Origin of the sequence: Paenibacillus sp. AD87, assembly GCF_001659845.1 — a bacterium.
GTDB lineage: Bacteria > Bacillota > Bacilli > Paenibacillales > Paenibacillaceae > Paenibacillus > Paenibacillus marchantiae.
Map to the genome: position 1 here is coordinate 4261153 of NZ_LXQN01000007.1, position 25745 is coordinate 4286897.

At 43.8% G+C, this 25745-nt stretch carries 25 protein-coding genes and 2 pseudogenes; 5 read left to right on the forward strand and 22 right to left on the reverse strand.

Translation table 11 applies throughout. The annotated features are described in order from the left end of the window. Nucleotides 1-20: 20 nt before the first annotated feature. On the forward strand, nucleotides 21-728 hold the full coding sequence (locus gpAD87_RS18780) for a CAP domain-containing protein (protein WP_064639835.1): 708 nt from the start codon (nucleotides 21-23) through the stop codon (nucleotides 726-728). 42 nt (nucleotides 729-770) lie between these two features. Here gpAD87_RS18780 and gpAD87_RS32625 read toward each other — a convergent pair. After that, nucleotides 771-1199, reverse strand: a pseudogene (locus gpAD87_RS32625) (IS30 family transposase); the annotation flags it as partial. Between the two features lie 412 nt (nucleotides 1200-1611). Then, a complete protein-coding gene (locus tag gpAD87_RS18790) occupies nucleotides 1612-1815 on the reverse strand; it encodes a helix-turn-helix domain-containing protein (protein ID WP_064639837.1) in 204 nt (67 codons plus the stop codon). A gap of 171 nt (nucleotides 1816-1986) precedes the next feature. On the opposite strand from gpAD87_RS18790, the gene gpAD87_RS32630 reads away from it, so the two are divergent. Continuing rightward, nucleotides 1987-2274 (forward strand): hypothetical protein, encoded by a 288-nt coding sequence (locus gpAD87_RS32630; RefSeq protein WP_064639839.1) that lies wholly within the window; start codon nucleotides 1987-1989, stop codon nucleotides 2272-2274. Between the two features lie 174 nt (nucleotides 2275-2448). On the opposite strand, the gene gpAD87_RS18800 is transcribed toward gpAD87_RS32630, so the two are convergent. The 3 genes from gpAD87_RS18800 to gpAD87_RS18810 form a co-directional block, all read right to left on the reverse strand. Next, nucleotides 2449-3141: a hypothetical protein gene (locus gpAD87_RS18800; RefSeq protein ID WP_064639841.1), complete on the reverse strand. Its 693-nt coding sequence runs from the start codon at nucleotides 3139-3141 to the stop codon at nucleotides 2449-2451. A gap of 249 nt (nucleotides 3142-3390) precedes the next feature. Continuing rightward, nucleotides 3391-3870, reverse strand: coding sequence for a DUF1643 domain-containing protein (locus tag gpAD87_RS18805; protein ID WP_064639842.1), 480 nt, complete (start codon nucleotides 3868-3870; stop codon nucleotides 3391-3393). A gap of 185 nt (nucleotides 3871-4055) precedes the next feature. Then, entirely contained in the window at nucleotides 4056-4280 is a 225-nt protein-coding gene (locus gpAD87_RS18810) for a helix-turn-helix domain-containing protein (protein ID WP_036645687.1), read from the reverse strand. 153 nt (nucleotides 4281-4433) lie between these two features. On the opposite strand from gpAD87_RS18810, the gene gpAD87_RS18815 reads away from it, so the two are divergent. Further along, nucleotides 4434-4721, forward strand: a complete 288-nt coding sequence (locus gpAD87_RS18815; RefSeq protein WP_064639843.1) for a hypothetical protein — start codon at nucleotides 4434-4436, stop codon at nucleotides 4719-4721. Nucleotides 4722-4777: 56 nt separating this feature from the next. Here gpAD87_RS18815 and gpAD87_RS18820 read toward each other — a convergent pair whose 3' ends face one another. The 14 genes and pseudogenes from gpAD87_RS18820 to gpAD87_RS18880 form a co-directional block, all read right to left on the reverse strand. Continuing rightward, nucleotides 4778-5662, reverse strand: a complete 885-nt coding sequence (locus gpAD87_RS18820; RefSeq protein WP_064639844.1) for a hypothetical protein — start codon at nucleotides 5660-5662, stop codon at nucleotides 4778-4780. Nucleotides 5663-5940: 278 nt separating this feature from the next. After that, nucleotides 5941-7335 (reverse strand): RNA-binding domain-containing protein, encoded by a 1395-nt coding sequence (locus gpAD87_RS18825; RefSeq protein ID WP_064639847.1) that lies wholly within the window; start codon nucleotides 7333-7335, stop codon nucleotides 5941-5943. 458 nt (nucleotides 7336-7793) lie between these two features. After that, nucleotides 7794-8090: a hypothetical protein gene (locus tag gpAD87_RS18830; protein WP_231952653.1), complete on the reverse strand. Its 297-nt coding sequence runs from the start codon at nucleotides 8088-8090 to the stop codon at nucleotides 7794-7796. Nucleotides 8091-8306: 216 nt separating this feature from the next. Then, on the reverse strand, nucleotides 8307-8684 hold the full coding sequence (locus tag gpAD87_RS18835; protein ID WP_056700842.1) for a retropepsin-like aspartic protease: 378 nt from the start codon (nucleotides 8682-8684) through the stop codon (nucleotides 8307-8309). Next, a complete protein-coding gene (locus tag gpAD87_RS18840; protein WP_056700840.1) occupies nucleotides 8685-8927 on the reverse strand; it encodes a hypothetical protein in 243 nt (80 codons plus the stop codon). It lies immediately after the preceding gene. Nucleotides 8928-9121: 194 nt separating this feature from the next. Further along, a complete protein-coding gene (locus gpAD87_RS18845) occupies nucleotides 9122-9916 on the reverse strand; it encodes a DUF2971 domain-containing protein (protein ID WP_064639849.1) in 795 nt (264 codons plus the stop codon). A 167-nt stretch (nucleotides 9917-10083) separates the two neighbouring features. Continuing rightward, nucleotides 10084-10695 (reverse strand): hypothetical protein, encoded by a 612-nt coding sequence (locus gpAD87_RS18850; protein WP_064639850.1) that lies wholly within the window; start codon nucleotides 10693-10695, stop codon nucleotides 10084-10086. Nucleotides 10696-10875: 180 nt separating this feature from the next. Beyond that, nucleotides 10876-11850: a site-specific tyrosine recombinase/integron integrase gene (xerA, locus tag gpAD87_RS18855; RefSeq protein WP_231952655.1), complete on the reverse strand. Its 975-nt coding sequence runs from the start codon at nucleotides 11848-11850 to the stop codon at nucleotides 10876-10878. A gap of 2 nt (nucleotides 11851-11852) precedes the next feature. Next, nucleotides 11853-11993, reverse strand: coding sequence for a hypothetical protein (locus gpAD87_RS31885; RefSeq protein ID WP_157258490.1), 141 nt, complete (start codon nucleotides 11991-11993; stop codon nucleotides 11853-11855). Between the two features lie 315 nt (nucleotides 11994-12308). Beyond that, nucleotides 12309-14351, reverse strand: coding sequence for a B12-binding domain-containing radical SAM protein (locus gpAD87_RS18860; protein ID WP_064639853.1), 2043 nt, complete (start codon nucleotides 14349-14351; stop codon nucleotides 12309-12311). Nucleotides 14352-14423: 72 nt separating this feature from the next. Then, a complete protein-coding gene (recQ, locus tag gpAD87_RS18865; RefSeq protein ID WP_064639855.1) occupies nucleotides 14424-16304 on the reverse strand; it encodes a DNA helicase RecQ in 1881 nt (626 codons plus the stop codon). 343 nt (nucleotides 16305-16647) lie between these two features. After that, nucleotides 16648-16914 (reverse strand): annotated as a pseudogene (locus gpAD87_RS18870) (PD-(D/E)XK nuclease family transposase); the annotation flags it as partial. 8 nt (nucleotides 16915-16922) lie between these two features. After that, complete coding sequence (locus gpAD87_RS18875) at nucleotides 16923-18731, reverse strand: ABC transporter ATP-binding protein (RefSeq protein WP_064639859.1); 1809 nt, start codon at nucleotides 18729-18731, stop codon at nucleotides 16923-16925. After that, nucleotides 18724-20523, reverse strand: a complete 1800-nt coding sequence (locus gpAD87_RS18880) for an ABC transporter ATP-binding protein (protein ID WP_231952657.1) — start codon at nucleotides 20521-20523, stop codon at nucleotides 18724-18726. Before gpAD87_RS18880 ends, gpAD87_RS18875 begins: the two co-directional genes overlap by 8 nt. A 151-nt stretch (nucleotides 20524-20674) precedes the next feature. Here gpAD87_RS18880 and gpAD87_RS18885 point away from each other — a divergent pair, with 151 nt between their 5' ends. Beyond that, complete coding sequence (locus gpAD87_RS18885) at nucleotides 20675-21568, forward strand: AraC family transcriptional regulator (RefSeq protein ID WP_064639862.1); 894 nt, start codon at nucleotides 20675-20677, stop codon at nucleotides 21566-21568. Nucleotides 21569-21589: 21 nt separating this feature from the next. Then, the gene (locus tag gpAD87_RS18890) at nucleotides 21590-22111 is read left to right on the forward strand and encodes a DUF5412 family protein (RefSeq protein WP_064639864.1); all 522 of its coding nucleotides are present in this window, start codon (nucleotides 21590-21592) and stop codon (nucleotides 22109-22111) included. Nucleotides 22112-22191: 80 nt separating this feature from the next. Here the strand turns inward: gpAD87_RS18890 and gpAD87_RS18895 are convergent, their stop codons facing one another. The 3 genes from gpAD87_RS18895 to gpAD87_RS18905 form a co-directional block, all read right to left on the reverse strand. Continuing rightward, nucleotides 22192-23337 carry a glycosyltransferase family 2 protein gene (locus tag gpAD87_RS18895; protein ID WP_082935305.1) on the reverse strand — a complete coding sequence of 382 codons (1146 nt, stop codon included), beginning with the start codon at nucleotides 23335-23337 and terminating at the stop codon, nucleotides 22192-22194. 80 nt (nucleotides 23338-23417) lie between these two features. Next, the gene (locus tag gpAD87_RS18900; protein WP_064639867.1) at nucleotides 23418-24164 is read right to left on the reverse strand and encodes a class I SAM-dependent methyltransferase; all 747 of its coding nucleotides are present in this window, start codon (nucleotides 24162-24164) and stop codon (nucleotides 23418-23420) included. Further along, nucleotides 24151-25737: a nucleotide sugar dehydrogenase gene (locus gpAD87_RS18905; protein WP_231952776.1), complete on the reverse strand. Its 1587-nt coding sequence runs from the start codon at nucleotides 25735-25737 to the stop codon at nucleotides 24151-24153. Before gpAD87_RS18905 ends, gpAD87_RS18900 begins: the two co-directional genes overlap by 14 nt. Nucleotides 25738-25745 lie beyond the last annotated feature (8 nt).

Consider the following 25745-nt stretch of genomic DNA (forward strand, 5'->3'; position numbering starts at 1 on the left):
CGGATCTAGGAGGTCGGCAAATGGCAAAGTTTTTCGTTTTGATAATATTATTATTGGTGGCAGGCTGTTCGTCCCATAACAATATGATGCAAAAACAAGTGACTCCTGAGCAAAAACAAATTTCAATTCATGATCATGCTGCTGCACCAAACTCTGTCCTCACACAGGCATCATCAACAGCTACATCTTGGCAAGAGAGATCTATTACAACAAAAGAAGCCCAAAATGGAATTCCATTGGATTTGTTGGATCTGGTTCGAACACCGGATGGAAATCCAGTAAACCAGGCACCTGCAGGAAATCCTGAAAATAAGGAGCCAACAGGACAAGTACAGGAAGGTAAAACAAATACTACGGATAAAACCGATTTTGAGCAGCAGGTTCTGGATCTAGTCAATCAAGAAAGGGCCAAAACAGGATTAAGTTCCTTGAGTAGGAATGAAGAATTGTCAAATGTGGCTATGGTCAAGGCACAGGACATGTACAACAACAGTTACTTTGATCATAATTCGCCAACACATGGATCCCCCTTCGATATGATGAAGGAATTCGGGATCACATATAATACCGCTGGAGAAAACATCGCAAAAGGGCAAACCACCCCTACCCAGGTTATGAAGGAGTGGATGAATAGCCCTGGCCACAAAGCCAATATACTGAATAATAGTTATACTCATATCGGTATTGCTTATTATAACAACACATGGGTCCAGGAATTTACTGGGTAACGCCTTTCATCTCCCAACAATAAAGTATCAAAAACCCGCAATTTATGTCGGGTTTTTGATACTTACAGATCCTGCATACGCCACCAGTTGTTCCTCTGTGAAAGATTCGTGGGCGGTTTTCCAGCCCAGACATTTCCGAAGGCGATGGTTGATTAAATGAAGCGAACGATCCAATGCTGCATCTAATATTTGAGTAAAGTCTGTGCCCTTGGGAAAAAAACTCACAAAGTAAGCCGTTTGCATCCTAATTTGAACCTCGTTGCCAGGAAGAGAAAGGGTCGGCAAAATAGATCTGTACGTCGTGCGTTTCCTCCAAGTTCGCGTAGCAGGCAAATTCCTTTTCACGGTCTATTGTAGCAGTTTGAAAAGCTACAGCAAGATACTGAGCAGCGGCTACACCAAAGGCAATCTCCATCGATAGATTTGAATCACGGTGTACAGGCGTGTTTTCCGTTCAATGAAGGTTGCTAAATTGTCGATGTAGGATTTCTAGTTTGCTGAGGAGTTTCTGGAATGTCATACGGAATACAATCAGCTTTCTGCGGAGACAGATCAATACTTTAAAACACTTCGTGATGCTTTGCCTGATCAATCCATCTTAGAAAGAAGTATCTACTTACAAGGTTTCAAAGACGCTCTACAACTCTTTAGTGAATTGCAAAACTCTAACATTTAAAGGATCATATGATCCTCTTTTCTATTGTTTTTGATTCTGTCGTATAACGTTCCCGTATTCATGACGTTCAACGTAGTTGAATGTGTCTGCTGAAGCGCTCCCATGAAATACTTCCAGCAGACCAAGGCTCCGTAAGGAGCCGCAGCTTGAATATTATGTTATACGACGGAATCTCATCTTTGAGTAACCAGCAGATATCTCATCCCATCATTGATCTGCTTTATGCTCCAATAGATCTCCAGGCTGACATCCCAATGCCGTACATAATTTATCAATTACTTCTAACGATACATACTCATTCGTATTAAGTTTTGCCATCGTTGCCGATGAAATCCCCGTCATTTTTAATAAATCTTGTTTCTTAATATCCCTGTCAATCAGTAATTTTTGAAATGGTTTATAACTTATCATCTGGTATCCCTTCATATCCGAATTGAATTTTTCTTTAATTATATGAAAGTATATTTTCTTAATCAAAAATATCTTTGATATGTCTTGACTAAGAATTTCATTATGATAAAATAATGTTCAACAAGTTAAATTTTTATTCGTAAAATAAAATATATCGGACGGTGATCATTCATGCACAATTCTTTAGAAGTCTTACTTGATTCGTTGATTCGTAATCGAATTGAAGCCTTATATAGCGATCTTCTCAAGAACAACTCCATCTATAATCAATTCTCATCCGATCGGAATCTTTACTTCAAACAGTTACATGAACTTCTACCTCAGGATATGCATAAAACTCTATTTCTTTACGATGATGCAGATCTTTCTGTTCAAACAATCCTAGAACGTGAAATCTACTTACAAGGTTTTAAGGATGCTCTTCAATTACATAATGAATTAAATGTAACCTCTAATTGAGCGCCAAACGGCTCTCTTTTCATTTGATTCTGTCGTAAAACGTTCCTGTATTCATGAACCCCAAAGGGGTTGTCTGCTGGAATGCCTCTCCGAGATCCATCCGCAGACCAAGGCTCCAAAGGAGCCGTTGCTTGAATATTATGTTTTACGAAGGACTGTGCTCCAGAGAATTTTCTAAGCGTTTATTGAATTGTGAATGACTTTTCCTAAGCTACTTAGGTAAGCTTCCTTTTTGAATTCATCGGATGAACCGATAAAAGTCAGTTCTTGCACACCAACAAATCCATATGACTTTAATCTTTCAACTGAAGCTAATATCATATATTTATCATCCGTTGTGACATCTATATTTCCAATTCCAGCATGCTCGTTAACAAATAAGTAATCAAGAACAGCTATATCAATAAATTGCATTGAATCTAAGCATTCAGAGAAATAACAAAATGTTTCCCAATTATATTTCTCTTGTATGTGCCCCATAAGTAGTTTTGCAAGCAAAACAGCACGTTGTTCAGTTCTTAATCTATCAATAATTAATATAATTTGCTCTGTTACTTTATCTTTAAACCTCTGATCTGTATTAAGTTTATTTTTAAATTCAACAATATTATCTGTCGAACTTCTTGAATGAAATTCCTTTAAGAAACAAAGAACTTTTTTAGTGAAATGCAGTTCCTTTATAGAAATCCCAAATTTCCCTAACGCCACAATACTCTTAACTATTGGTATTTCACTGATAGGATCATGATTCAAAAACGAATCCAAAGCCATTTCGCCATAATCAACAGTTAAATCTAGGCTAGTATTTATCAGTTCTTTAGAAACAGCATCATTTATTGGTAAACTTTGCAGTTCATCATTATTCATTTTTACTTCCCTCCTACTGTTCTACAGTCTTTCGTATAACGTTCTTGTGTTCACGACGTCCCACCGACTTAAGGCGACGAATGTCGCCGGCCGCGATGCGGTTAGTCGGTGCGGATGTGTCCGGCTGACTCCACTTCCTTGCTGCTGAAATGCCTCTTCGATTCCACTTCTAACTTCTGCCGGACCAAGGGCCGAATGGCCCGAAGCGTGAACATGGTGTTATACGACGGATCACTCTTCTTTGAGCAACTATTCAAATCTTATCAATTCACTTATATCATGTTTTAATCTTGAAGGATGTCTTGGGTGTCCTGATTTTGCCTTCTTCAAGCAATAGATTTCATAACCATTCTGTTTCAAGAATTCAATTACATATGTGTTTCTATTATTAAAAAAATGTCTCTCTCCCCAGGCTATTACTATCTTGTTTGATCTCTTCGCAGCTTCAATAATATGTTTGTCATTGTCTATGCCAATTGGATCAACTGAGTCTTTCAATGCCGTTGGATCTGATGAAATGAAACTATATAAATTAACGATTTCAAGAGAACCGAATCCTAATTCCTTAGCGAAATATAAACACTGCTTTGAAGTCTGATCTTCAGTACTTTCACTTGCTGTACTGGGATTCAACATGATGTATAATAATCTTGGTAACCCCAGATCCCATTCTCTGGTAAGACAAAATCTATAATTTCTCTGTTCATCGAAGTTAGCCGATAATCTCATACACTCACCTCATTTTTTGGTTTATGCACTAGTGATCTGTCGTATAACGTTCCTGTATTCACGAACCCGAAGGGGTTGTCTGCCGGAATCCCTCCTCGAAATGCATCCAGCAGACCAAGGCTCCAACGAAGCTGCAGCGTGAATATGATGTTATACGACGGAATCACTATTTGAATATACCTTCGCTACTTTTCTTCTTCAGGTACATATTCAATTAAATCCGATAATTTGCAGTTAAATGTATCGCATAGTTTAAATAAGGTTTCTAGCTTTGTTGTTTCTATATTCGTTTCCCGATATAACTTGTTGATTGAGTTACGACTTAAGCCTGATCTCATCATCAATTCTGTTATATCATCTATTCGATGTTCTGCCATGAGTTCTCGTATATTGCACTTGATTACGTTCATCTTTTCCCCTCCATAGTTCTATCTTATCTTCCATATTAGTAATCATCAATGAAAAGCGAAGTTTTAACTCTACAAAGTTAAATATCCGCCTTTCAATTAACTTTATGAGGTTATATAATAACTCTATAGAGTTAACTGAAGGAGGAATAAGATATGGTTAATACATTGGAAACGCTAACAGAGCCACTAATAAGAATACGTCTAGAATTACTCTATACTGAGCTTTTGGAGTGTCATGCGGAATACACTCAGTTTTCTTCTGAGTCAGAACAATACTTTAAAACACTTCGTGATGCTTTGCCCGATCAACTTCAACATACGGTTTTTCTTTACGAAGACGCTCAAATTTCTCTTCAATCCATCTTAGAAAGAAGTATCTACATACAAGGTTTCAAAGACGCTCTACAACTCTTTAGTGAATTGCAAAACTCAAGCATTTAGGGGATCATATGATCCTCTTTTCTATTGTTTTGAATGATTTTACTAAAAACTTTGTTTCAAGTCATTTTCATATTTATTCTCCGAAGACCTTGGCTAATTTCTATTACTTCATTCCAACCAGAAGAATCCTGCTCTCTAGTTGGTAAAAACATCAAATATGAAGTGTATCCAAGTTCAAACATTGGCTTTCTGGACTTTAAAAAGTATGGAAACGAAACATATGCTATAATACCCAAAACCTGACTATCTCTTCGCCCAAAGTATCCTGCAAGAAAGTCTTCTCTAATAATATTGAGTATTATTTCGTTTGCTTTCCTAATTGATTTATCAGCATCATCTATAGTAATAACTTCATTAAAATCCTTAAAGATCTTGTCCAGTGAAAGTGCAATGAATCCATAGTTATCTGTCAATTTTATCTGTGCTTCTGCTTTTTCGATATTTGCTTGTATACTGTTTTTACTACTTAATCTTTTAGCTGCAACTGAATATTTCCTGCCTTTATGTCCGAAAATAAAATCAGGTTCTAATAGTTCTACTTGGAAACCTGAATGTTCAAATATTGAACTCAGGTTGAATTGGAATTGATAATTCCAAGGTTTAGGGTCCTTCCCTTCTAAAATTCCACCGCTAAAAATATTATTTATTTCATCTTTTACTGCCTTATTAGTTGACGATAAAATAATATTCGATTCCGATATCCCCTTTAATTCCCAGTAATCTTTATATCCAAATAATAGTTCTTCTTGATCTGAATTATTTAAAGAATAATTTTGAGTTCTAATAGCATTTAAGTAAAGTCTACTAAATTTATTTCTATAGATTTCGAAACGACAGCTAGGTCCCACCTTATATCCAGCATATCGTAATCTATTTAATGAATTCTGAATATAAACTGGAACATCCAAAACGCTTTGATCTATTCCAAATCGAAATTCCAATCAATCACCCCAATTTTTTTTTTGTTACGCGGGGATTTCAGATAACGTGCTGTATTCATAACACCCAACAAATTCTGGGTTTTCTGATAAATTAGTTCTACGAAATTCATCCAAAAGACAAGGTTTTCTTTATGATCCTCCACTTGAATATTATGTTATACGACGAATCATAATCACTCGACAATCTAAGTAATTTAAGAAGTTATTAATTCCTCAGCTACCTACTTCAATATTAAATAAGAGCCGAAATTTCAATCGGCTCATCATCAGTAAATATATTAATTTTTCAATTTGTATTTGAAATCAAACGTCCTTGCCTTTGCATTTTCTGGTTCAATTAATCCCGATGACCGTAATTTTTGAAAAGCTTTTTTTACTTTATTTACGTCATTCTCACCACTAATTTTGCGAACATCTCTATTAGCAATTAATGAGCCTGGATTCGATTGTAGATATTCAAGAATAATATCCTCTAGAACAGCTAATTTCTCATGCTTTATTATTACTTTCAAACCATTTTCAGACTCTATAATATCTGGCTCTACTAATCCAACTTTGCGTAATTCATTCTTAGCAGTATTCAATCCCTCACCAATATCGTGATTAACTGGATTAGGCAAGTTATGAAGCATCCTTACAATATTTGGATTTCTGGAGTATCGTTCATCGTATATATTCTCAATCGTCATAAATCCTGGAAGTTTACCAGGACTAAATACTTCTATTCTATTGTCATATATTTTTATATGAATATCATCATTAAGACTATAGTCACGATGAATAACTGCATTTACTATAATTTCTTTAATCGCTTCTGTAGGATAATTAAGTTTTTCTAATTTTCCAGATACATTATAACTTGCATTTGCAAGAATTTGATCAACTTTATTTAGTGAATCTTGTATCATTTTCTCAAGTGGTCCTTTTATTGTATGTGGACGTTCCTCAAGTTGTTCGCGCTTGTACTCCGAGGATGTAGTACGCAATCTATAGATCTTAATAGCACATCGTGTATCCAATGAAGCTTGTGGTTCTTCATCAAATAATAGGGTACATCCTACATTTGGGAAATTCTCCCCTTCTTTTTTTGTAAGTAATCTTTGCTTTCTAAGGAAAATAACTGGTTCTAAAGTTGACTCTACCCTATTTAGGTAACTATTGAAATGAATACTATCAACAATGTCTTCAATTTCAAGATTATCCACAGCTTGCTTTTCGTACGAATATGATCCTTTAGAATAGCTTAAGGCTAATATTCTATCTCCCTTTATTTCTTTTTTCCGAGCATTTACACGGGTATAACATTTCTTTTGAGTTGTATAGTGAACCTTTGGACTTTTAGGAATAGAAATATGTAAGACTAGTCCTCTCTCCGTTCCAAAATCAATAAATTCTATTTCGATATTTTCTACAGATGGTTCAGTTTCTTCCAAAATAGTATGGATTATGTCGTTAGCATCCTCTTGTTTTCTAAAACCCACTATTCTTTCTCCAAGAAAATCAGGATCTTCTACACCAACATACAGTTCTCCCCCATCAGTATTTGCAAAAGATACAAATGCCTCCTGCAGGGTAGCTGGTTTTATACGTGCACTTTTTAAATCATAAAAATGATCTTCTCTAATATTTAAAATCTTATCTCTTTCATTCTGCTCTGGAAATCTTGTTTCCACATAGATCACCCCGCCAAAAAATATGTTATTAAACTTATCTATCTATTAGAAGCTGACATGTAATATATTCCCTTATCATAGCAGACTAAGTGAAAATAGAACAGCGACTTAAATTGTAGAAAAAAATTTTACACACTGGGTTTCGAAGAAGCTCTACAACTCTTTAGTGAATTGCAAAACTCTAGTATTTAAAGAATCATATGACCCTGTTTTTTATTGTTTTTGATTCTGTCGTATAACGTTTGTGTATCTACGAACCCGAGAGGTTTAAGGCGCGCACGCGCCAGGTCCAACGGACTTAGCCTCGTAGGGTTGTGAGCTGATTCCACTTCTCTGACTACTCCATCTTGCGAACCAAGGGCAGAGCCCGCAGCGTAGATAGTGTGTTATACGATGGATCGGGCATCTTGAACTACTTCCACAACTTTGTATTTATTCATTGTGTTAATCAGTAAAATCTATGCATAATAACCGCCTTCTAATAAATAAGTTCTTGTCTCTTTATAGTGTTTATAGATTTTACTAAATGCCCTGTTTGCTTTATGCTGGTAACCTATATCACTTATGCATGGTATAATTACTTTCACTATTTCCCTCATATCCGTATCACTTGAAATCTCGCCTGATATTAATTTTTCTAAATCCAGTTCAAATAATCCCTCAAAGTTTTCTGAACAATCCCCATACGCATATACTGCTTTGTTATCATCTATTCTATATAACTTGAATTTAATACAGATTGCCACAGAATTCATCCTCTATTTCTTTAATTTTATTGAATTACTTGTTTTTCCAACCTTTCATATAACGTTCCTGTATTCATGAACCCCGAAGGGGTTGTCTGTTGAAATCCCTCCTCGAAATCCATCGTGCAGACCAAGGCTCCAAAGGAGCCGCAGCTTGAATATTATGTTAAGTGATGTTTCAGTCTTCCTCGAATCACCACTCAATCCTCTTGCGTCTTTTATCTCTTATGAACGAAGTAATTTAAATTTCTTTAGATCAATATTAAATTTCCCTTCCATCAGTACATCCAGTCCCAAAAGTCCGTTAATGTTGTGATATTTAAATGAAGTAAAGTCTATGTATACATCCTTTAAAATGAAATCCCCTACCTGTATACCGTCGATTCGCTTACTGAAGGCATGCTCTTTACCTCCGATTCCGTAGCTAGTTATAATTTCATCTTCCATACTCACTAGTATCCCAATCTCATCCACTTCATCTTGTGAAATCAAGCTATGACTGGCTCCTGTATCGATCACGATGTTTGATATCACTTTCTTCTGCTCATTGAAATGGACTGTTATTTCCGTGAATAACAGCCCATCTCTATATTCAATATTCATTTAAAGATTTCTCCTTAATCCTATATTTTTCCGTACCTTCACAACGATTCGATCTTTGGAAGTATGGTAAACCAGAGTCTTGTCCCTACTGTTCAATAGTTCGCGAGTCGCTTCTTCATCACTGATCGGGCCAATCACGGCCACATCATCAATGATCTCTTGATTGTCTGTTTCTTCAGAATGAAGAACTTCAAATTTTACGAATTGATTTGGAAAAATCTGTTGAACTTCTTGCCATTTCATCATTGTCCCTCCTCTATTTTAATGGTTATATTATACCACTTCACAAGCCTATAGCTCTCACTGGAATTTCACTTAACGTTCCTGTATTCACGACTCGACGCATGTCGAGTGTCCGGCGAATGCCGGACCCAGGACGTATGTCCGCAGCGTGAATATTATGTTATGTGATGAATAGCAGCTTCCAAGAGATGCCTTCAAAGATTTAGTGATTCCAAATGATAGAATTTCGAGTTGGTTTGAACCATCTTATACATAGGGCAATCAAAAGATTCTTTTATTCTTTTTGATATTGTTTCAGCTTCTTCACAATTCAATCCAAAATATATAGCAGTAGGCTGAATAGGACATTCGACCAGCCCACTCTTTTTATCCTCTGCATTAAACATTACTCGCCATTCTTTTTCGTACGCCCAACTTTTATGCTTAATCTGCATTAAAAAATAAAGCAAATATATTCGCATATCAGGAGGGTGCTGAAAGCTCAATCTCATCAAATTAGTGATATCATATCTATCGGTCTCATACCCTACAGGAAACAATTGCTTAGAAAAATCATTTTCGCCGTCTAGGGAGCTAAAGTTATACTCAACACACATCCCCTTATGATTACTCGCATAATGCGCCCACATTGGCATGTTATAAAGTTCTTCTGAAAAGCAACTAATTCTATTATGATCTCGCATAGAATCAAGAGCACCATGTACGATATAGTTGGTAGATAAATACTGTAATTTATCAGATGGAAGTGTTGTTTTAAAATATCTTGATAACTCTTCTTCATCCCAATGAACACCCATACAATCGTATGGATCATTTAAATCTTTTGGAGTCGAAAACCAAATTTTATTTTGTATGAGACTATTTATCCTAGCTTCTTCAATTGGTTGAAACTTAAATAGTCTATTTGGAATTTGTTCTTTTTTTATCTTATAGGCTTCTTCTCTCTGTCCTTTGAGATAACATTCAAGAAAATCTTTTAGCCATTCCATGGTTGTCCTCCTGATTCGATTTGCTATTTTTCACATAACGTTTCTGTATTCACGACCCGACGCATGTCGAGTATCCGGCGAATGCCGGATCAAGGGCGTAAGCCCGCAGCGTGAATATTATGTTATGCGTAGTTACTGTGCTCGTAGTATTTTTTATTTGAATTCAATTATTTCAGCTTGTATTTCTTCACATCTTTAACTTGATTATAAATCGCCGTAAGATAGCTATTATCTACTCCCTCAATGATCTTATCTAACATTCCCTTTTTCAATGAATCTTTTTGTAGTGCTCTCGAAAAATCATTAATATCAACATTTTCTTTTGCTATTGTAAAAATCTTATCAAACACATCTCCTGATTTTTTTATATCAGAACCATCTGCATCCAATTCAATTATTATTCGTTTAGCCTTATCGAAATGTCCTTTATTATATTCCAATAAAACAAGAACTGGATTATATGGATAATCGATTGCAAAATCTGCTTCTAATTTGTTCAAAAACTCAAGATAAACTTCACTACTGAAATAATAATGTTTGCCTTTTATCGTTATTTTCTCATCACTATTATCAAAGCTTTCTTCTAGATATCCTGGCAAATAAAAATTTATATATTTACCTGACTTATAATCAAATCTATCAATATAATTTAGGATATAATCTCTACATTGTTGCTGACGATAATCAGCTATCAATAAACCAAATGTAACTGGGATCTCTAAGTTTTCCCGACGTTTTATTTCATGAACTAATCTTTCATATTGTCCTAATGGCCACATAATTTCTCCTCCGAATATTTATTATATGATCTAAGTTTGCAGTAATTACGCATAACATCTAATTTATGTACTTCGTAAATACCACACACCCTGCATGATATGTGAACTACGTATATGATAACCTATGGTGTAGTATTTGCGAAGAAGAATTTGGTGAAAAAGGTAGATATATCGAAGCACTTAATCTCCCAAATCCAAACGATCCAATGGGCTCTGAATACGCTGAATATTCTTCGTACTCACATGCGTATATCGCTGGGTTGTTCGTGCACTCGTGTGACCAAGCAGCTCCTGGATATAGCGCAGGTCTGTTCCGTTTTCCAGCAAATGTGTAGCGAAAGAGTGTCGTAAGGCATGAATACTAACCTTTTTGTCAATACCTGCGCGTTGTCTGGCTTCTTCAAAAACCTTTTGCACGCTACGCTCTGTCAGATGCCGATCCGAAGATTGTCCCGGAAACAACCAACGTTGGGGTCTATACTCCTTTATGTATTCCTGTACAATTTCCCAAGCAATATTGGAGAATAGGGTTCTTCTATCCTTCTGACCTTTTCCCTGCCTTACAATAAGGGTCTGACGCTCAATATCCAAATCGCTGCATCGAAGACGAACGACTTCACCTACACGAAGACCAGACGAATACGTGAGAAACAGAATCGTTTTATGCTTGAGATTAGTTACGGATGTGAGTAATTGGGCAACTTCTCTTTCAGACAAAACTTGCGGCAGCTTGGTCTGCTTCTTGGGGCGAATATACTGGATTTCGGTAGGGTGATGGAGTACATGTTTGCAATAAAAGCGGAGCGCGCTAATCGTCTGATTCACGCTTGAATGGGAGATCCCTCGCTCAAGCAAACCTAAACAATACGTCTGAACATTGGAAGTAGTCACATCGGTATCTTTAAGGGCACGGCTACTCAGAAAACGTTCGACCTGATTACAATACGCTTTAATCGTTTTGCGGCTGTATCCTCGTAACTTTAGTGCCTTTTGCAATGGTTCTTTGCTCCATGAGTTATTGTTTCCTCTACTCGCTTTCCAGCACTGTAGATCTTCGCTCTCAATCCATAACTCTGGGGTAATATGAACATCATTTGGATCGAACTGGCTTATGAACTCCTGTACTGCATCAATAGTGTAAGGGATGATCCACACTTTCAGTTGGGCTCCCAACGTCTGCCCGTAATCTGGCGAATGCACTGAATATATGCGAGGTTGTATGGGATGCGAATGTGCAGTGAATCAGTGGAACCTACTGTTATAGTTATCGTTTCCTTGGTTGTAGCCTTATTAGTCATCTGAAGCTCTCCTTTGCTTGAAGTTGTTTACCTGAAAAACAAAAAGGAAGGCCCTTCTTCATCCACTAGGGAATCAGACGACCTTCCGATGCTTTCGGAACATATATGTTTTGATAAAAGATGAAGCGGAGCGCGACTTGTGCAGTGGAAAGCCGCGTCAGGGTGAGGTGCTGCGCCCAATGGGCAGCACCTCACGGGATTGCACCGCGTCCATAACCGCGGTGCTCAACGTTGTAGCACCAGAACGGCAAAGCCATGGTGCTTCCATCACTGCATGCAGCCATCGGCCATGCAGCTCCCCAATGCCGCTGCAACCTACATGGCAGCGGCTTCTTCTCCCAGCGGCAGCGTGTAATACTGCGCCTGCTGCCCTTCATGCTGCTGGTATACTACGACCAGCAGCGTCCGGCCTTTCGCGGCAAGCGGGCTGGCGCCAGCTAGCACACGCTCAAGCCGGAACGGAAGCACATCCAGTACGGTGTGCTTCTGCAGTTCCTTTTCGCCGAGACCGAGGTCGGCGAAAGCACGGGCACCCATGACCGTCTGTGCGGTCATGGCCGAGGTCATCGGCAACGCACGCGAAGCGTTGCCGTCCACCCCGTCCGCCGCTCCATCCGCGGCGGACTCAACTGCGTCGCGCGCTGCAAGCGACGCCACATCCCCGCCATCGCTGCCGATCACACCCGCCGCATCCGCGGCAGAGTCTTCTCCGGCAGCAGTCGAACTTCCCGCAGCGGCAATCGCACTCGTGCCGCTGCTTTCCAGCCACGCCGTGCCTGTGGCACCGGCAATACGCGGCAGGCGAACGTCTTCCGGACGTTCAGCCAACGTTTTCATATAACCCGCCCACTGGTCTTTCTGGAGTGGATCTTCCCACCAGATTTTGCGTGGTTTGTACTTGTGGCCGAGGAAATAATCGAGCTTCATCAAGCCGAGCACAATATCCATATGCGGCGTGTTGCGCGACTCCAGGAAGCTGTGCAGACGAGTGAACAGATCCTCCAGCTGGTGACCGATCTTCTGCCAGCCCTGACCCTCCCAGTAATCCCCGAACGCCTGGAAGAAATCAAATGGCGAATCAAACTCCTGCTCCATCAGATACTTCAGCGTATGGTCCATCCGATGTGCGTTCCAGTATTTCTCCAGCACATCCTCCAGCCGCTTCAGGCGTACGATGTCGCTGAACGGCAGCACGTCACTGCCCAGAATCTCATACGGCGCGTGATCCATATACGTATAGTTGTACTTCTCCGCATCCAGACGCAGACCCGTACCGCGCAGCATTTTGAGGAATCCAAGCTGAAGCTCTTCCGGCCCCAATGCAAACACATCGTTAAACGTCTTACGGAACGTATTGTAATCTTCCTCCGGCAGTCCGGCGATGAGATCCAGATGCTGGTCGATTTTGCCGCTGGCTTTGACTTTGTTCACGGTACGACTCAGCTTCGAGAAGTTCTGGCGGCGTTTCACCAGTTCATTCGTTGGATCATTCGTGGACTGAACCCCAATCTCGAACCGGAATGTGCCCGGTGGCGCATTCTCTGCCAGATAGTCCAGTACCTCGGGACGCATAATATCCGCCGTAATTTCAAACTGGAACACCGTCCCCTGATGATTCTCGATCAGGAATTTGAACATTTCGAGCGCATAATCCCGCTTGATGTTAAATGTCCGGTCCACAAACTTGATCAGCTTCGCGCCCTTCTCGATCAGGTACAGAATGTCCGACTTCGTCCGCTCAATATCGTAATATCGCACGCCGACCTCAATACTGGATAGACAGAACTGACAACTAAACGGACAGCCCCGACTAGTCTCAAAATATACAACCCTTTTCCCAAGCTCCGGGATATCCTCTTCAAATCGGTGCGGTGACGGCAGATCATTCAGATCCGCTTTTGGCCGTCCTGGCATGAGAATAACTTCTTCCCCTTTGCGATACGCCAGTCCATATACGAAGTGGAACTTCTTGTCCCCCTCCAGCTCCGTCAAAAGCTGATGCAACGTCTCTTCCCCTTCACCCATCACGATGAAATCGACATTGGGAATCCGGTTCATCCAATATTCCGTGTCGTAGGACACTTCCGGCCCGCCGAGCAGAATTTTCACCTCAGGCATAACCTTTTTCAAAATATCAATGACCTTGATCGTCTCTTCAATGTTCCAGATGTAACACGAGAACCCGATAATGTCAGCACCGCGCTGGTACAGATCAGACACAATATTCATCACTGGGTCCTTGATCGTATACTCGGCCAGCTCAATATCAAAATCCTTCTCACTATACGCCTTCAGACACCGCAAGGCCAAAGAGGTATGGATGTACTTTGCATTTAATGTAGAGAGAATAACTTTCATGGTTCACAACCTTTGTCTGGACCACCAGACTATATTTTTCATTTCAAAACGTAAGAATCTTCATCCAACAACTCACTCATACTCGTAAAAAGCGTCATCATCCGTATCCACGTCTTCGCCCGTTTGCTTCTGGAAAAACTCAAGGAAAGGCAGTCCGTACTTGCGATACTTAACCTCACCGACCCCTTTGATATCCAGCATGTCACGTTCTGTCTGTGGACATACCACACTCATCTCGCGCAAGGTCGCGTCATTGAAAATAATGTACGACGGCACATGCTCTTTCGCCGCCAGATCACGACGGATTAGACGCAGCTGCTCAAATACCGTCTCATTAACCGCAGATGGCATTGCATCGCGTCCACGACGTCCGCCATAGTTTGTACCCGAAGCCGTCGCCGCCGTCTTGCGGACCACCCGCTGCATCACTTCACGCTGACCTTTGAGCACTTCCACCGCCAGTGGCTGCAAACGAACAACCGGATACTGCCCCTCGGACAGCATCAGATAACCTTCGGACACCATGACGTTGATGATTTCCGCGATCTCACGCTCCGTACGATTGCCTATCACACCATAGGTTGGCAGAGAGTTGAAGCCGTAATCTAGTACTTTTTTTGCACGGGAACCTTTGAGCACCGAAGCAACCAACGATACACCATACCGTTCACGCATGCGGTGAATGCAGCTGAATATTTTCTGCGCATCAATCGTCATATCCACCAGCTCGCGGTCGTCCGTACATGAACTGCAAATGCCGCATGGCTTGTCCTCATGCACCTCACCGAAATAATCCAGCTGCGCACTGCGCAAACAACGCGTCGTGTAACAGTAATCCACCATCTGTTGCAGCTTCCGGTAATCGTTTTGTTTGCGGTCGCCCTCCATCGGGTTCTGCTCGATCAAGAACTTCTGGGTGATAATGTCCTGTGCCCCGAATAACAAAATGCACTGGCTCGGCTCTCCGTCCCGTCCCGCACGCCCGGCTTCCTGCACATATGCCTCCATGTTCTTCGGCATGCTGTTATGAATAACGTAACGCACGTTCGATTTATCAATCCCCATCCCGAACGCATTGGTCGCCACCATCACCCGGATATCATCGTACAAAAAAGCTTCCTGGCTCTGGGACCGTTCATCGTCCGTCATCCCGGCATGATAGCGTCCTGCTGGCAATCCCGCCTGCAGCAAACGCTGATGCAGATCGTCTACGTCCTTACGGGTCGCGGCGTACACAATCCCCGGCTCGCTGGCATGCTCGCGCGCGTAATTCAGGACAAAGTCCTTCTTGCTCTCGCCGCGCAGCACGCTAAACGCCAGATTATCTCGCCCAAGTCCGGTCACATACGTCTGCGGGTCCTGCAAACGCAGGAGCCGCAGAATATCTCCCATGACTTCGGGCGTCGCTGTAGCCGTAAAGGCCGCAACCACAGGCCGCTCCGGCAAACTGTCCACAAACGGCGCTACCGCCAGGTAGCTTGTCCGAAAATCATGCCCCCACTGCGACACACAGTGGGCCTCATCCACAGCAACGCACGAGATTGGCAAGTAGCCCATCTCCTCGCGGAACCAGTCCAGCTCCAGTCGCTCAGGCGCGACATAGAGCAGCTTCAGCTCACCGCGCTGCGCCGCGCGGATACGATCATTTACTTCTTTGCCGCTGAGCGTACTATTAATATAAGCGGCTGCAATACCAGCCGTGGTCAGGGCATCAACCTGGTCCTTCATTAATGAGATCAGCGGGGAGACGACAAGCGTCAGACCCGAATACAACAAAGCGGGGATCTGATAACAGATCGATTTCCCGCCCCCGGTTGGCATAATGCCCAGTGTATCTTCACGTTCGAGCAGGCTGGCTACGATCTTTTTCTGTCCCTCACGGAAGTCGGGGTAGCCATAATATTTTTGCAGGAGACCCTGCGCTTCTTCTAATGTAGGTGTTTGCACACTCATGTAAAGACTCCTTACTTATCACCGGTGTTCTTCCACCAGCTTGGTCCGATCCGATTCTGACATCCGAAAGCGGCTTATACCGCATCCTTGACAACAAAATGGCGTTCTCATGACTTGTCCGTCAAGCAAACGCCGCTCCCTTTAGTTTAACGGCCCAGACCCGAATGAGCAACCGCGTTTTACTGTAAAACGTTCTTTGGCAAATGTGTAACAGCGGTATTACTTGAGTGATGGGAAAGATTGCAAGTAGCATCAGGTCTGATTGAACATTCTAAGACAAATAAAAAAAACAACCGCCTGCCCTTTTGGGACAAGACGATTGTTTGGATTTAAAACACAATTGCTAATCTTTTAGCGCCTCAACTTCAGATTCAGTTAGACCACTTGTTTTGGCAATGACTGAAACTTCGATGCCAAATGATAACATGTTCTTAGCAATCTCAAGAGCTTTTTTACGTTCGCCCTTCTCCGTAGCCCACTCAATCATCGAGGCTTCATCGTGCAAATACTTCTGCCGTTCTTCATACAAGCGACGTGCTTCACGATCCTGACTCAGAAACTCCAGCGTATCCATCGCTTTCTTCAACGTAGGTTCATTCATTTGCAGCACCCCGCTATCTAACCCTCAAAATTCCCCCGCATATTCATACAATAGTACAATCCTCTCTTCTCCATCAACTGATCATGTGTTCCATCCTCAATAAGTCGACCTTCTTCCATCACAATGATGCGGGAACACTGACGAGCGACTTCCATACGATGAGTAACAATTAGTGCAGTTTTTCCTTCCATGAAACTTAGCAGATTACTCGTTACTTTTTGCTCCGTCTGGATATCCAGCGATGCCGTCGGTTCATCCAGAATATACAGATCTGATGACCGCATGAACATTCTAGCCAGCGCGAGCCGCTGCTGTTGCCCTCCGGACAAATTGGAGCCTTTCTCCTGTAAAGTAGCATAATATTGCCCCTCCTGCGTTTCAATAAATTCATGCAATACCGCTCGCTCTGCCGCAAGTCTTACCCCCGGTAAAGCAGCTTCTGCAGTTAGGCGAATATTCTCGTCGATTGTGCCTGAAAAAAAGTTCGGTACCTGAGGCATATACGTCAGAATGGATAGGTCATCCATTCCGATATATTGAGCAACCGGTTTATTATGCAGTAATACTCTCCCGCCTTTGGGTTCAATCAGCCCTGCACAGATTTGGCACAAGCTCGACTTGCCCGAACCACTGGTGCCAACCACAGCTACCATCTCCCCCTGCCTCACATTCAACGTAAACTCATCGAGAACGACACGACCACTGATTTCGTTGATTACGCTAACCTGTTCAAGTCGAAGGATAGGTTCTGCAAGATCATCGGATTGTTGTATATTCCACTGTTCATTCAGCTTAATATCAGCTTCCCCCAACTTCAGCCATGTCGAGATTCGTCCAAATGCCCCTACACTCGCCTGCATTTGGCTCCACTGACTGGACAGCCCAAGTACAGGCCACACAACCAGCTCAAACAGCAGACTGCTGGCTACAACCGTGCCTGGTGACAAACTGTCTCTAGCCGCTGACATAGCGATAAGGAACAAAGCAGCCAACTGGGCAAGACCGAATACGGCCATAGATACGTTATCTGACAGGCTCAAAGTCATTTGCAATTTCGCCTGACTCCGATTGAGTGATTCTTGTTGTGATCGAAAACGAGACAGAAACCAGTTGGATGCGTTATAGGCTTGAACCGATGGTATCCCCTCAACATACTGTTGAATTTGCTGCTGAGACTCCCCTTCTTTCCCTTCTACTTCATCAGACAGACGTACAATTCGCTGATCATATAGTCTGGCCGTCAACCAAATCGCTGCCGCACTCACCAATGCAACTACAGCGACCCATGGATCTGCTCGGTACAAATATCCAAGTGACAATACAATAATAAAGACAACCGTTACACCCTCCGCAATCGCCTCCACGACTTCTGCGCCATGTTTGGTGTCCTCTTTAATACGGAGCATGATATCTCCAGACTTTTGCCTGCGCACCCACGCATACGGCATTCGGTTTAACAGCGTCAGCAGATTCATCGACATATCCCTGTATAGAGATTCTTTTAGCCACACGAGAACGTATCGATGCAGCGCCAGTAAAACGATAAAACCTGTCAGGAGGCCTATGACGAGAATCGCTGTTTTGTTAAGTTGCTCCTGCCCTCCTTGATTAATGGAATCTACGAAGAATCCCTGGACAAAGGCAAGTCCCCAATCAAAGACGGCATCTGCTGCTATAAAAACAAGCAAGACAGCAACAGCAAGTCCATATGGCTTCATTAAGCGAAAAACAACAGGCCATACATTCGCCAGAGTTGCCGATACCTTATGTTCATTGACTTGGACCTTTTCATCCACACGTTCCGTTTCCACATGTATGTTACTCATGGCGTTCCTCCACTTCCAGGACCTGCTCCTCAATATAGCTACGATACCCATTCGGGCGATCCAACAATTCATGATGTGATCCCGTATCCACAACGCGGCCTTCCCTCATATAGACCACCCGATCTGCCTTTTCGAGGAGAGGTACTCGGTGTGTAACTGCAATAATCGTCGTTTTTTTCTCCGCAGTAAGTTTAGTAAACATGGCATTTAATCGTTGTTCATTTATGGGGTCTTGTGAAGATGTGGGCTCATCCATCAACATGACATCAGGCTCCCTAAGAATTGCTCTTGCGATACTGATTCGCTGAAGTTCACCGCCAGACATCGAACTTCCTTGAGGCTCTAGAACCGTGCGGTATCCCGATGTTTGACGCATAATCGCATCATGCACCTGAGCAAGACATGCAGCGCCTACTATTTGTTCCGGCAAGAGCAACTCTTGACCAAAGGCGATGTTTTCTTCCACTGTACCTGTGAAAATAAAAACTTGCTGTGGTACGTAGACCTGACTATAGTCATTCATGCCTGAACTGTGTTCAGGTATAAATTGTACCGATCCACTCACAGGCATATGTACATCAGCTATACATTTTAGCAACGTGGATTTCCCACATCCGCTTGGTCCAGTGATGACAGTGAGCTTTCCCATCTCAGCCGTAAAGGTGGCATCGAATAGCATTGCTTTCTCCGCGTAGCTGAAGTACACATGCTGTATATGCAGACCTGCCATCGGGAGCTGTCCTTCGCGATCAGCAGCAGTTTTTTCTAAGTTCTCATATGTATCCCCGTTCATTGAACCAGACTCCGTATTCTTCAAGGACCGCTTCATCTCATTTGTCAGGGTTTTCTTTTTATCCAAATCCATCACTTCAAAAATTCTCGCCGCATGAGAAGCTGATCCGATAAAACCATTCCAGAGACTGGACATGGCCTCAATCGGACGAGTTAACTGACTGCTGGCAACCAGAAAAGCTGCCAATCCTCCCACATCCATATGTCCATTTAACACCTGAATCCCACCGAGATACAGAATCAAAATCATCCCGCCATAAGTTGACACTCGCCCAGCCGCTTCCGAAAGACGCTGCAAGACCGATACAGACATTGTTTGTCTGAATACCTGATTCATACGTTCCTCGTAACGTTCATATATGTAACCCTTCAGTCCGTAACTTCGGATCTCCACAGGAGCCTGAATCACTTCAGTTAGCAATGCATCCCTTGCCGCAGCATCTGAATTCAATTGATCATGTCGTCTTTGCAGGCGGCTGCCCAGACGCATAGTGACAATAGGATAGACCAAAGTGAATACAATGATCGCCAAAGACAACGGCAGATTCACCCAACTAAAGTATGCAAACGCGAGAATGAGTTGGATGATATTTTTTGCTAGCTCAATACCATGCTGGTTCAACCCATTTTGCGCTTCTTTAGCAGATGTCCAGACTCTCGCAGTCAAATCACCTGTATGATAACGAGTGAGTTCACGTGAAGCAGTGCTTCCCAGCGAGGACAGCAGCAGCATCTGTAAAGACAAGAGCGTCTTTTGTTGAAAGAGGGTTTCTATCCACGTCATGATTGCGGTAACGATGACTCTTAACGCAACAATGGAAACACCAATCACGAGCCCCGAGTAGATCAGGGAAAATTGAGATTCCGTGGCACCTTTGACCAGCCTTCGTATGGATTCCATATAACCCACTTCTATCAATGAGATTACAAAGGCGGCGAAGAGCAAAAGGACGATGAACATCCGATATCTGCCCGTTAATGTCCATAAACGAGTTATCATACCTCGTGTGGTATAAGTTCTTTTTTCAGCAAACATGGATGCTTTCTCCAATCTTGTCATCAAATTAAGTACTTGGTTATGATATCATCGGATATAAGGAAAAAATGAACATTTCTTGCTCTAACTACTTGAACTGATAAGGGAGATTCATATGCAACACGATCAGCTACATACCTTTGATAAGTTATTTAACTACATAGAGGATCATATCCATGAAAAATTAACGCTGGATCATCTAGCATCAACCGCTCACATATCCAAATTCCATCTCCATCGGATGTTCAAACATATGAGCGGGCAACTGCCCGGAGAATATATTCGCTCACGCAAACTGGCTCGCAGTCTGGATCAGTTGGTCGATCAAAACTGGAAGATCATCGATATTAGCGGTCATTATTCTTTCGAGCATGAACAGTCCTACATACGCGCATTCAAACAGGCCTTTGGTATCACGCCTCTGCAATACCGCAAACAAGGAACTGGCGATCTCCAGCTTACCGCACGCTTGACTTCGTCTATGATTACAACGCTTCCGTATGGATATATTTTCAAGCCTACGTATGTACGGAAACCAGCCATGATGCTGGTCGGTGAACGTTCACAGATACGGTATATCGATAACGAAGAACATTATGAATCCAACGCAAAAGGCAATAGCTTTTTCGAAAAACATTTCCACACCATACCCGATACGATGCATCCTAATGTATATATTGGGTTCACCAACGAGATTAATGATGACTACAGTACCTATCTGCCTTCCGTGCAAGTGACATGCCTCGACAATGCACCCGCAGAGTTGGATCAGATCGAAGTTCCGGCCAACCAGTATGCCGTATTCAAATACGTCTGTGATTTCCATCCCAGTCTAATCAACATTGATCATCTGGACAGTGTCTGGACGTTTATAGACGAGTACTGGCAGAGCCATTCAGGATATTCGAAGAGTGACTCGTATTATTTTGAAAGGATCGACGGCAGCCTCGCGCAGGATCATTACGGGGAGATGGAAATTTATATTCCTGCGAAGCAAACTTCGCTTTAAAAAAAGGGGGGATCAAAGCATATGGACCAGAATCCTCAAGCTACCAATTCATCGATGACAAAGCCACGCAAACTATGGATACGCCGACACCCGATATTCACTGCACTTTCAATATTGATTTTTGTTCTATTCGCCGCTGTATTCCTCTATTTCTGGCTTCTCCCTTACTTTTCCACGTTTGATCGTTCCGAACAAGGAGATCTGAGCTACTCCATGCCTTCAAGAAACGGAGAATATACCGCCGAGATTTTCGGCGTGCCTTATGGTGGTGCGGCAGGTGGAGTTACTATGTGGGTCGACGTGAAGAAAACGAATGATCCGAATGATTCTACCGTAAAAAACATATATCGCGCCGAGTACCACGGACATGACCATCTGGAATGGGAAAGTGAAAATACCCTCCGAATCGAAAACTGGAATGAGTATGTAGATGAAACCATTACGCTAAACATCGATGAAGAAATCTATGACGGTTGGGGCTGGGCATGCCAAAGCCTGCGTACGAAAGACCAGTACGTTCGGTGTCTAGCACCCGAAAAATAAAAACACAAATAAGCAGCCCCTCTCGCCGACTCTCACGGCAAGCGGGACTGCTCTTGTTCCACCTCTAGAAAGGATCAACACTACTCTTTCTCTTTCTCTTTCTCTTTCTCTTTCTCTTTCTCTTTCTCTTTCTCTTTCTCTTTCTCTTCCAAGCCGCTGTTCACCTTACTTACCACCGCCTCAAGCTTCTGCCGATTGGCGAGCAGGCCGGGGTCATTCGGCAGATACTCCCTTGCTTTGCTGTTATGCAGAAGCGCCTGCTCCCAGTTTCCCATGTGAGCGTAACAAAGGGAGAGCCTGGCGTGTGGTAGCCAAGTGCGGCATGCCGCAGGCACGGGACGTAGACCTGGATCGCGGCTGCTGACATCGAGCGCTTGCATGTACCAGTAGATGGCGGAGACTAGCTCCTGCCGCTCATGGAAGCAAGCAGCGATGGCGCAGCAGAAGTCGGCATGCGGCAGGTCGAATTGAAATGATTGCAGCAGCGCACCCAGCTTTCGCCCCGGCTCGCCAAGCCGGTCATAACATTCCGCCAGCCGCGCGCAGGCGATGAGCCGATCCTCGCGATAGCCGCTCGGCTCCAGCAGCAGCTTCGCGTACGCCCGAACCGCCGCCGTATAACGCTGGCGGTCATAACATTCGCCTGCATAATAAAACAGCAGGCGTCCCTGGGCTACGCCCTCTTCGGCGATCCATTTGCGCAGAATGCGCACGTTTCGCGCCGAATGATGGCCCGCTTCGCGGCGGTGCGTGACGGCAATGTCTGCCGTAATGACACCGCTCTGCGGAAAGCCTAACTGCTCGTGCAGCCGGCCATGCCAGTGGCAGCCCGCTTCTCGCTTGACGAGGCGCAACCGTCGGTCCGTCACGAGTGGACTTCCCTCCGGCCCCTCGGCCAGCGTGTAGCCCAAGATCACAGCCGCCGTCTCACCGCCGGACGGCAGCTGCTGCTTCAACCTTTCAAGCTTCGCCCGTTCCGCGGGCAGCAGCACATCATCCGCATCCAGCCACAGGATATATTCCTGCGTGGCCTGGTCGAAAGAATAATTCCGCGCTGCAGCAAAATCGTCCTTCCACTCATACGTGTAGACCCGGTCGGTGTATTGCGCGGCTATCTCTTTCGTACGGTCAGATGAACCGGTATCTACAATAACGATCTCGTCCACGATGCCGGCGACCGAGTCGAGACAGCGAGCAAGCGTGCGTTGTTCGTTCTTCACAATCATACACAGACTGATGGTGATCACGGTTTAAGCCCCTTCCTGTCTTACGCGTATTGCAGTTTTTTTCTTCTCAGCCTTATCTGCTACCCTTCCCCAGTCTCCTGACGACGCAGACGTTTAACCTGCTCCACCGCATTGTCCAACGCCTTTTTGCGTTGATTCATCAGACGAAGGTGATTCTGTTCCACGGCGGCAAAATGTACATGATCCAGCTTCATCCACTCCGTCAGTTGGCTTGTGGTAGGCGAGACATGCAGCTGCGTTTCCCGCCGCCTGCGTGCCACGCAACATAGATATTTATGATGAATTTCCAGCTTCAATACTTCAAAATAAGGCATCAGGCACATCGCCAGGTTCCCGGCGTAGAATGTCTGCTTGTGATCGTAGAACGGATGATACCCGTAAGGAACTGTGACGACCAGCGTCCCTTTTTCTTGCAAAAGGCGATGAATATTCATTAACAACGTTTCGGGATGGGCAAAATGCTCCAGCACTTCACCCAGCAGCACCGTATCGAACGGTGTTCTGCCTTTCCACTGGGTAATATCCAGCATACGAAAATCCACTTTATCCTGTACCGGCTTCGATTCCTTCGCCAGCTCTTGCTTGGCATACCGAATGCTCTCTTCTTCCAGATCAATCCCGGTTACCCGAAAGCCTTCCCGTGCCAGCAAAATGGAGGTGATGCCCTGGCTGCATCCAATATCCAGAATTCGTTTACCTGTCGCTTCCCGGCACATCCAGTGAATGCGGGTACGTGTGGCTTCATGCGATTCCTCCGAATTGATCTCGCCATAATAACGCTCGTTGACCCGGTCATGATTTGCCATGGCTGCCTCCAGAATTTTCGTGCGAGTGTTCGTTGGTTGGTTCGATGGTCGGTTCAATGTGTACTTTAACATTTGCCTCATTGTCTGACTGGATAGATTCGGTGTGTCCCTGCTTTTCCCCATCCTTCGTCCGAAACACTCGCATGTTTTCGTGAATTTGTATTTCATGTTCTACCTTGACGTCCTGCACGACGTTTACTTCCGGTCGAACCGGTTGTCCAAGCACCACGATATTTCCACCCACACATCCGGCTGTGGCATTGCGTGTATCAAAGATCATCCTGGCATGATCCGCCATCTCCTGATAATTGAAGTCCGTATGATCTGTCGTAATCATGACCAGATCAGCCCCGGCCCATAATTCGGGTGATGCAGGTTGAGCATGAACAACCGTGCCATCATCCTTGCGGAACACAGGCACCATTGGATCGGTAAAGACGACGTCTGCCCCTGCTTCACCAAGCAGTCTATAGACATCCAGCGCTGGCGATTCACGCAAGTCGTCGATATCTTTTTTGTACGCCATGCCCGCCAGTACAATTCGGGCCCCTTGCATCGATGAACCGTTCTGTTTGAGCAGCTCCGCTGCACGCTTTACTACTCTTTCCGGCATTTGCCGATTGGTCGCATCCGCAAGCGAAATGAATTGCAGCTCCGATCCCTGACGGCCAGCGGCCCAGGACAGATAGATCGGGTCAATTGGAATACAGTGTCCACCAATGCCCGGACCCGGATAGAACGGCATATAACCGAACGGCTTGGTCGCCGCAGCGTCCAGCACCTCCCAGATGTTCACGCCCATTTGCTCACAGGCGGGTGTCAGTTCGTTCACGAGGGCGATGTTCACGCTGCGAAACGTATTTTCGAACAACTTTGCCGTCTCCGCCACTGTCGTTGAACTGACGGGAACGATCTCGTTCAGGAACGAACCGTAGAATGCTTTTCCATAAGATAGACAGGACGGCGTGGAGCCGCCAATGATTTTCGGTGTATTTTTCACCCCGTAATGCACACTTCCGGGATCTACCCGTTCTGGAGAATAACAGACATGGAACTGCTGCCCTACTTTCCACCCTTTTGCAGCTTCGATTGGCTGCTTCACACGCTCCTCGGTGGTGCCGGGATACGTAGTACTCTCCAAAATGACAAGGCAGTCCTCCTGAAGATAAGGCGTTATCCCGTCCACTGCTGCAGCGATAAATGAAATGTCCGGCTGATGCTCCGCAGTCAGAGGCGTAGGCACACAGATTACAATGATATCGGCCTGAGCCACTTCTGCGAAATCCGTGCCTGCCATGAATAATCCAGCTTGAGCAAGGGATTGCACAACTTTATCTTCAATGCCGATTACATACGATTTTCCGGCACGCAGCTTAGCCACTTTCGCCCCATCGATGTCAATTCCTTGCACCTGATACCCAGCCTGTGCCATCTCCACCGCCATCGGTAACCCTACATACCCAAGACCAATGACGGCGGCTTTCAGGGAGCGGTTGTTTATGTTTTGAAGCGTGGTACGTTCCTCTGTTTCCTTAATTCCTTCGTGCTTGCTGCCCTCTACCATTCCTTCCACCTCCAAAC

Coding starts and splice junctions, on each gene's coding strand:
- gpAD87_RS18780 (WP_064639835.1), top strand. CDS start 21: ATGGCAAAGTTTTTCGTTTTGATAATATTATTATTGGTGGCAGGCTGT.
- gpAD87_RS18790 (WP_064639837.1), bottom strand. CDS start 1,815: ATGATAAGTTATAAACCATTTCAAAAATTACTGATTGACAGGGATATT.
- gpAD87_RS32630 (WP_064639839.1), top strand. CDS start 1,987: ATGCACAATTCTTTAGAAGTCTTACTTGATTCGTTGATTCGTAATCGA.
- gpAD87_RS18800 (WP_064639841.1), bottom strand. CDS start 3,141: ATGAATAATGATGAACTGCAAAGTTTACCAATAAATGATGCTGTTTCT.
- gpAD87_RS18805 (WP_064639842.1), bottom strand. CDS start 3,870: ATGAGATTATCGGCTAACTTCGATGAACAGAGAAATTATAGATTTTGT.
- gpAD87_RS18810 (WP_036645687.1), bottom strand. CDS start 4,280: ATGAACGTAATCAAGTGCAATATACGAGAACTCATGGCAGAACATCGA.
- gpAD87_RS18815 (WP_064639843.1), top strand. CDS start 4,434: ATGGTTAATACATTGGAAACGCTAACAGAGCCACTAATAAGAATACGT.
- gpAD87_RS18830 (WP_231952653.1), bottom strand. CDS start 8,090: ATGAATTCTGTGGCAATCTGTATTAAATTCAAGTTATATAGAATAGAT.
- gpAD87_RS18835 (WP_056700842.1), bottom strand. CDS start 8,684: ATGAATATTGAATATAGAGATGGGCTGTTATTCACGGAAATAACAGTC.
- gpAD87_RS18840 (WP_056700840.1), bottom strand. CDS start 8,927: ATGAAATGGCAAGAAGTTCAACAGATTTTTCCAAATCAATTCGTAAAA.
- gpAD87_RS18845 (WP_064639849.1), bottom strand. CDS start 9,916: ATGGAATGGCTAAAAGATTTTCTTGAATGTTATCTCAAAGGACAGAGA.
- gpAD87_RS18850 (WP_064639850.1), bottom strand. CDS start 10,695: ATGTGGCCATTAGGACAATATGAAAGATTAGTTCATGAAATAAAACGT.
- gpAD87_RS31885 (WP_157258490.1), bottom strand. CDS start 11,993: ATGACTAATAAGGCTACAACCAAGGAAACGATAACTATAACAGTAGGT.
- gpAD87_RS18860 (WP_064639853.1), bottom strand. CDS start 14,351: ATGAAAGTTATTCTCTCTACATTAAATGCAAAGTACATCCATACCTCT.
- recQ (WP_064639855.1), bottom strand. CDS start 16,304: ATGAGTGTGCAAACACCTACATTAGAAGAAGCGCAGGGTCTCCTGCAA.
- gpAD87_RS18875 (WP_064639859.1), bottom strand. CDS start 18,731: ATGAGTAACATACATGTGGAAACGGAACGTGTGGATGAAAAGGTCCAA.
- gpAD87_RS18880 (WP_231952657.1), bottom strand. CDS start 20,523: ATGATAACTCGTTTATGGACATTAACGGGCAGATATCGGATGTTCATC.
- gpAD87_RS18885 (WP_064639862.1), top strand. CDS start 20,675: ATGCAACACGATCAGCTACATACCTTTGATAAGTTATTTAACTACATA.
- gpAD87_RS18890 (WP_064639864.1), top strand. CDS start 21,590: ATGGACCAGAATCCTCAAGCTACCAATTCATCGATGACAAAGCCACGC.
- gpAD87_RS18895 (WP_082935305.1), bottom strand. CDS start 23,337: ATGATTGTGAAGAACGAACAACGCACGCTTGCTCGCTGTCTCGACTCG.
- gpAD87_RS18900 (WP_064639867.1), bottom strand. CDS start 24,164: ATGGCAAATCATGACCGGGTCAACGAGCGTTATTATGGCGAGATCAAT.